Annotated in this window: 8 protein-coding genes; 5 read left to right on the top strand and 3 right to left on the bottom strand. The window is 38.8% G+C overall.

Going from position 1 to position 6,467, the window contains the following annotated elements; translation table 11 throughout:
• Positions 1-14 precede the first annotated feature (14 nt).
• Together GVV20_RS05280 and GVV20_RS05285 are read left to right on the top strand one after the other, a co-directional pair.
• Positions 15-635, top strand: coding sequence for an IMPACT family protein (locus tag GVV20_RS05280; RefSeq protein WP_236261775.1), 621 nt, complete (start codon positions 15-17; stop codon positions 633-635).
• A 2-nt stretch (positions 636-637) separates the two neighbouring features.
• Complete coding sequence (locus GVV20_RS05285; protein WP_159634739.1) at positions 638-1,051, top strand: Fur family transcriptional regulator; 414 nt, start codon at positions 638-640, stop codon at positions 1,049-1,051.
• A 43-nt stretch (positions 1,052-1,094) separates the two neighbouring features.
• On the opposite strand, the gene GVV20_RS05290 is transcribed toward GVV20_RS05285, so the two are convergent.
• Genes GVV20_RS05290 through GVV20_RS05300 form a run of 3 tightly spaced genes read right to left on the bottom strand, consistent with a single transcriptional unit; the run spans position 1,095 to position 2,814 of the window.
• Complete coding sequence (locus GVV20_RS05290; protein ID WP_201287517.1) at positions 1,095-1,997, bottom strand: SPFH domain-containing protein; 903 nt, start codon at positions 1,995-1,997, stop codon at positions 1,095-1,097.
• A 5-nt stretch (positions 1,998-2,002) separates the two neighbouring features.
• Entirely contained in the window at positions 2,003-2,434 is a 432-nt protein-coding gene (locus tag GVV20_RS05295) for an NfeD family protein (RefSeq protein WP_159649165.1), read from the bottom strand.
• Entirely contained in the window at positions 2,431-2,814 is a 384-nt protein-coding gene (locus GVV20_RS05300; protein ID WP_159812732.1) for a hypothetical protein, read from the bottom strand. Before GVV20_RS05300 ends, GVV20_RS05295 begins: the two co-directional genes overlap by 4 nt.
• A 169-nt stretch (positions 2,815-2,983) precedes the next feature.
• Here GVV20_RS05300 and GVV20_RS05305 point away from each other — a divergent pair, with 169 nt between their 5' ends.
• Genes GVV20_RS05305 through GVV20_RS05315 form a run of 3 tightly spaced genes read left to right on the top strand, consistent with a single transcriptional unit; the run spans position 2,984 to position 6,304 of the window.
• Positions 2,984-3,823: a VOC family protein gene (locus GVV20_RS05305; protein WP_159741658.1), complete on the top strand. Its 840-nt coding sequence runs from the start codon at positions 2,984-2,986 to the stop codon at positions 3,821-3,823.
• 7 nt (positions 3,824-3,830) lie between these two features.
• Positions 3,831-4,949 carry a cation diffusion facilitator family transporter gene (locus GVV20_RS05310; RefSeq protein WP_159741657.1) on the top strand — a complete coding sequence of 373 codons (1,119 nt, stop codon included), beginning with the start codon at positions 3,831-3,833 and terminating at the stop codon, positions 4,947-4,949.
• Positions 4,950-4,963: 14 nt separating this feature from the next.
• Positions 4,964-6,304: an APC family permease gene (locus GVV20_RS05315; protein ID WP_159741656.1), complete on the top strand. Its 1,341-nt coding sequence runs from the start codon at positions 4,964-4,966 to the stop codon at positions 6,302-6,304.
• Positions 6,305-6,467: the final 163 nt, after the last annotated feature.

Below are 6,467 nucleotides of genomic sequence, written 5' to 3' on the forward strand. Positions count from 1 at the left end.
TTTATAATGTATGCATGGAACCAATAGACTACAAAACAATTAAAGAATCAGTAATCACTGAGCAAGAAATCCAAAAATCGAAATTTATCACCTATTTGGCACCGGTACAAACGGAAGCTGATGCAAAAGAATACCTGCGTGCGATAAAAAAAGAACATCCGAAAGCAACGCACCATTGCAGTGCATATGTTGTTGGTGAGATTGAACGATCGAATGATGATGGCGAACCGTCATCAAGTGCAGGACTTCCAATGCTTCAGGTCTTACGCGGTAATAAGATGAACTATGTCATTGCAGTAGTCGTACGCTATTATGGTGGAATCTTGTTGGGTGTTGGCGGTCTTATCCGTGCATACGGTTCAAGTGTCACGCTTGGAATCCAGGAAGCGGAAGTCTTAGTACCACAACGTGTCTTTCTATTCCGTGTGTCCTTTCCATATGAGTTTACCAATGATGTGGAAGTCTATGCAGGGTCAGTAGGTACAGTTATGGAACGCCAATATGATACTCTAGCAGTCTATGATGTTCGTGTCCTTTCACTAGACGCTCTAGACAAGCTGAGCGATGTGACACGAGGCATGGGTCACAAAGAACTGATTCAGGAATCAACCGAACTTATTAAGGAGGTGTCGTAGTGATGAGAGAAGAACTCAAAAATCATAAAATTAAGTACACAAAGCAACGGGATGAATTGTTATCACTCTTAAAAGAGAGTAACCAACCGCTGACCATTAATCAAATTTTTGAATCACTAAAGAGTACGTTAGATCTTTCGACGATTTACCGCACCCTTGATTTGTTTGTTGAAAAGGGATTAGTATCCAAACTATTGGTGAGTGAACCCAGCCAAACCGTCTATGAATTTAAACACCATGGTCATAAGCACCATCTTATTTGTACTGAATGTGGTCTCTTTCAAATTATTGAAGGATGTCCATTACATAATTATGAAGACCGTGTCGAGGAAAGCACAGGCTTCATTATCGCGCGACATCAATTGGAATTGTATGGAATTTGTCCTGCATGTCAATTATTGATGGCCAATGCATAATAAAAAAAAGCATTCATCGTTTCGGTGAATGCTTTTTTTTGTTTTAGTTGTCTGATTTCATAATTTCTTTTGCACTTGCAAGAAGAGATGCCATATTTTGAAGTTCTGAAGGAACGATAATTTTCGTTGCTTTTCCATCAGCTACTTTCTCTAAAGCTTCAAGGCTCTTCAATTTGATATAGGCATTATCTGCAGATACAGTTTCAAGTTTCAAGGCAGCACTTGCTTGCGCAGTAAGAATCTTGTCAATTGCTTCTGCTTCCCCTTCCGCTTCGGCGATCATTGCAGCTTTCTTAGCTTGAGCACGTAAGATAGCAGCTTCATTTTCCCCTTCAGCGATTAGGATTGCGGAACGTTTTTCCCCTTCGGCACGTAGAATGGATTCACGACGTTCACGTTCAGCACGCATTTGTTTTTCCATCGCTTCTTGAATATCACGTGGTGGAATAATATTTTTAACTTCAACACGTTGAACACGAATACCCCATGGATCAGTTGCTTCATCAAGAATCGCACGCATTTGTGAGTTGATGATATCACGTGATGTTAAGGTTTGGTCGAGTTCTAAGTCCCCGATTATATTACGAAGTGTTGTTGCTGTAAGGTTCTCAATCGCATTAATTGGATTGTGAATACCATATGTAAACAAGACTGGGTCTGTAATTTGGAAGTAAATAACTGTATCAATTTGCATCGTGACGTTATCTTTAGTAATAACAGGCTGTGGCGCAAAGTCTTGAACACGCTCTTTCAATGAGACACGATTAGCGACGCGGTCGACGAATGGTAGAATCAAATGCATCCCTTTATCTAATGTATGTGAGTATGCCCCTAAGCGCTCAATGACATACGCATTGGATTGCGGAATTACTCGGATACAGTACCCAATAATGAGTAACGCAATAACCAAAATAAGTCCAATAATAATCATTGTTGAAATTTCCATTGTTTCTAGTTCTCCTTGATCTCTCTAACAATTAATTTAACACCCTCTATTGCTATAATCTCAACACGCGTTCCTTTTGGAAGCTCTGAATAATCCGAAGTTGTTGCAGACCACTCAGTACCATTGAGACGTATCATTCCCCACTTGTCTTCATCAATTGCTTCTGACAAGATTGCTTTCCGACCAATAAGACTGTCGGCATTTGTTGCGATAACATTTCCTCGTAATAAACGCGTCGTAAATGGACGAATTAAGATTAGAGAAACAATCGAAACAAATGCAAATATAATGACTTGGATGAGAACGCTATCTGTAAAGAATGCCACAGCAGTTGCTGCAATTGCCCCAATCGCAAACCATATAGAAACTAAATTCCCTGCAGTTAGTAATTCGATGACAATCATCGCAATAACTACTACAATCCAAAACACTGTCATACAAGTACCTCCTCCCCATTTGATAAAGCATCAATGTCGAAGATAAGAACATTTTCTGTTTCATCAAATCGAGCATAGATTTTTTGTCCTGTTAACGGTTTGCCAACTTTAGCAGAAATTAAATCACACAGTGCCTTATTATTTATTTTAGCATATCCTTTACCAATTGATATCTTATGTAGGTTCTCTTTTGGATATGCATTTAAATCCATATCACGTTTTGAGACCGGTTTAATTCCAATCTCAGAATTTTGTGAAAAACCAACCAAAACATACTGACTTGCCTGAAAGTGAGATGCAGCATTCTGGTTTAGTGTTATGTTGTTACTGTTTAATGTCACAATCTCGAGTTGTGCATTACCAGTTACCCAATTAAACATAGCGTCCCTCCTTTATGTTTCAATCATACACCCTATTTTCGAATATTTCAAGTTCTTCTTTTTCTTCGAAATCTTTTTTCTTTGGGGTTTTAAAATTTTTGAGTGTTTCAAAATAGAAATATTAAACATACTGTGATACTATGTTATCGAAAAGAAACGAGGACTACTTATGTTAGTAAATAATGAAGCGCTACTTGGATACGTCACGTTACGTGTCAAAGATTTAAAAATGATGACGCAATTCTATAATGAAACAATTGGTCTACAAATTATCAATGAAACAGAAACGCGTGCGATGCTTGGCGTTGATAATCGAAAAATTGTAGAGTTGATAACATCGAAAGATGTGAAACAAGCAACCAAAGCTTACAATGGCCTCTACCATCTCGCAATCCTATTGCCAGAGGAACGATATCTTGGTCAAATTCTGTATCACTTTGACGCAGTTGGATTTGATATTGGTGGTGCCGGTGACCACATTTATAGCCAAGCACTATATATGAATGATCCAGAGGGGAATGGTATTGAAATCTATGCCGATCGTCCACGCTCAGAGTGGCTTGTGAATGAAGACGGGACAATGGAAGCTGCCACCGAACCGGTAGATATTCAACGTTTAGTTTCATTGGTAACGGATCCAACATGGTATGGTATGCCAGCAGGAACAATTTTAGGTCATGCTCACCTTCAAGTGAATGCGATTCGTGATGCACGTGATTTATACTTGGATAGACTCGGCTATGATTTGATTACTGATATGCAACATGCTATTTTTATTTCCAAACGTGGTTATCACCATGATATCGCCCTGAACGTTTGGTCAGGACCATCATTAACACCACTCCCTGAAGATACAACTGGACTTGCTTCAGTAACAATCTATGTTAATAATCTCGAGCCAATTAAAGCAGATCTTCAAGCACTCGAAAATTATCGTTATACAGTTTCAGACGATATGGTCGAAATAGTTGATAAAGCAGGGATTCATCTAAAACTGACTGTGTTATAATAAATACATGGAAAATTTAAACGAAAAAAACAGAAACAAAGAAGGTATTAAAGTAGGTTTAGCGGGACTCGCGATAAACCTACTTTTGTCTGTCTTTAAGGTAACGATAGGAATTATTGCGAACTCACAATCTATAATGGCTGATGGTATTAATAACTTTTCAGACTCAATGTCATCGGTTATTACAGTGGTTGGCTTTATCGTCACTGGTAAACCAGCAGACCGCGAACATCCGTATGGACATCAACGTTTTGAATATATAGCGGGATTTGTGATGGCTTTAATTATGGGTGTTTTAGGATTGGAAGTTCTCAAAACATCGATAGCTAATATTATTGAACCACAAACTACAACGTTCTCGATGCTTGCCATCTTTGTTCTGATATTTTCAATTGCTGCTAAAGGATTCATGGCATATATGTACGATGTTCAAGCACGAAAACTCAAATCAGACATGCTACTAGCATCCCGTCAAGATAGTCTCAATGACATGATGACCACCGCTGGTGTTCTGATTGGTGTTGGCTTTCAATTTTGGACTGGCTATACCATTGATGCCTACTTAGGACTGGGCTTATCCTTGTTTATTCTTTGGTCAGCTCTAAAAATGGTCCGTGAATTCATGAATAGTCTTCTCGGAGAACGCCCTGATGCATCAGTTCTTGATGAAATAAAAATAATTTTGGATACGAATTCCGAAATTTTAGGATATCACGATTTAATGGTTCATAATTACGGATCAAATACGACATACGGGAGTGTTCATGTTGAAATTAATCAAACAATGTCACTGATTGACGCCCATACGATTGTCGATACTTTGGAGAATACAATTCTAAACAAAACAGGGATTTCGTTGGCGATTCATATGGATCCATTAGATATCGAGAGTCCCGAAATGAAAGAGATTTATCAAATTATAAAAAAACATATACGAACGTTCTATGGTGGTGTTGATTTTCATGATGTTCGAATTATTCACGACACGCTGATGTTTGATCTCGTGATTGAACCCGATAAACTCAATGTAGTAGACACAATCAAAACCACACTTAAAGAAGAGCTCGCGCGTAATGGTTTTACCTATCCCCTGAAAGTTACCGTTGATACTCAGCAATTAATATAGAATGAGGAACACCTGTGAAAGAAACTAAAAAATTTGGACTGTTTACAACCATAGCCATGATTGTCGGAATTGTGGTAGGGTCTGGCATCTTTTTTAAAACTGATGATATTCTGTTTGCCACCCAAGGCAGCGTCCTTCTAGGAGTCGTACTTTGGGTCGTCGGAGCTTTCGGCATTATCTTTGGTGGGCTCTGCGTTGCCGAGTATGCGAAACGAACATCAGAAGCCGGTGGACTCATAGCCTATGCGGAACTCGCATGGGGAAAGACAATGGGATACCTTTCTGGATGGTTTCAAGTTGTTTTCTATTTTCCAGCAATTGTTGCGATTCTATCGTGGATTTGTGCTATATATATTGGATTGCTCTTCAATATTACAGATCCAACAGACATTAGACTGTGGATCATAACATTAATCATTATCGTCGCAACATTTGTCTTGAATATATTTAACCGTAACCAAGCGGGGCTATTTCAAAACATTACGCTAGTTATTAAAATAGGTGCTTTGCTAGGATTAGCGCTATTGGGGCTGGTTTTTGGAAATCCTTCCAATCTTGCTGCACCAATAATTGAAGAATCACGATTAAATTCAAGTTTGTTTGTCGGCCTTATTGCGTGCGCATTCTCCTACGATGGTTGGTTTGTTGCACCGGCAATAGCACATGAAATTGAGAACCCGAAGAAGAATCTATCGAAAGCATTGATTGTCGCTCCGATTATCATTCTTGCTATCTATCTCGCGTATTTTGTCGGAATTAATGCTTTGTTAGGACCAGAACAAGTGATGGCTTTGGGTGATGGATCTGTTGGTTACATTGCAGAAATGATTTTTGGACCAATCGGTATGAAATTGGTTTACCTTGCGGTGATCATTTCAATTTTGGGTTCTGTGAATGGATTAATATTGGGTTACATCCGATTGCCTTATTCTTTGGCAATTCGCAATCGCTTCCCTCATTCGGAGCGATATAAGACAATGAATGATCATCTTGGAATCCCGGTAGCGTCAGCAAGGCTTGCTTTTGCTCTCGTAATGTTTTGGCTGATTCTTCATGCCATGAGTATCTTTCAAATCACTGTGGGTCCATTAGCGTTAAGTGGGCTTCAGATTGATAGTTTACCGATTGTGATTACATATGTCTTTTATAGCTCATTGTATGTACGGACATTATATGAAGAGCTAACCCAGAAACGCTTGGGTGTTTTCAAAGGATATGTTTATCCAGGTCTTGCGTTATTAGGTGCTTCGTTTGTATTGTATGGCGGACTAACGCAACCACAATCAGTTGCATATTTCATTATTTCGTTTATGGGAATTGCCTTAGGTTATGTATTTATGAACAAGGAAGCATAGGAAAAAGGAGCAGTCTACAGGTCTGCTCCTTTTTTGGGTTCTACATATTCTAGTGTTGGTGAGAAATCATCAACACTTTTTAATGCTTAATTTCGAACATAATAAAAGACATAGATGACAAACACGATATACTTAGGTTACTACACTCCAAGAAAGGTGCTAG

This window comes from Erysipelothrix aquatica, from assembly GCF_009828775.2.
GTDB classification, from domain to species: domain Bacteria; phylum Bacillota_I; class Bacilli_A; order Erysipelotrichales; family Erysipelotrichaceae; genus Erysipelothrix; species Erysipelothrix aquatica.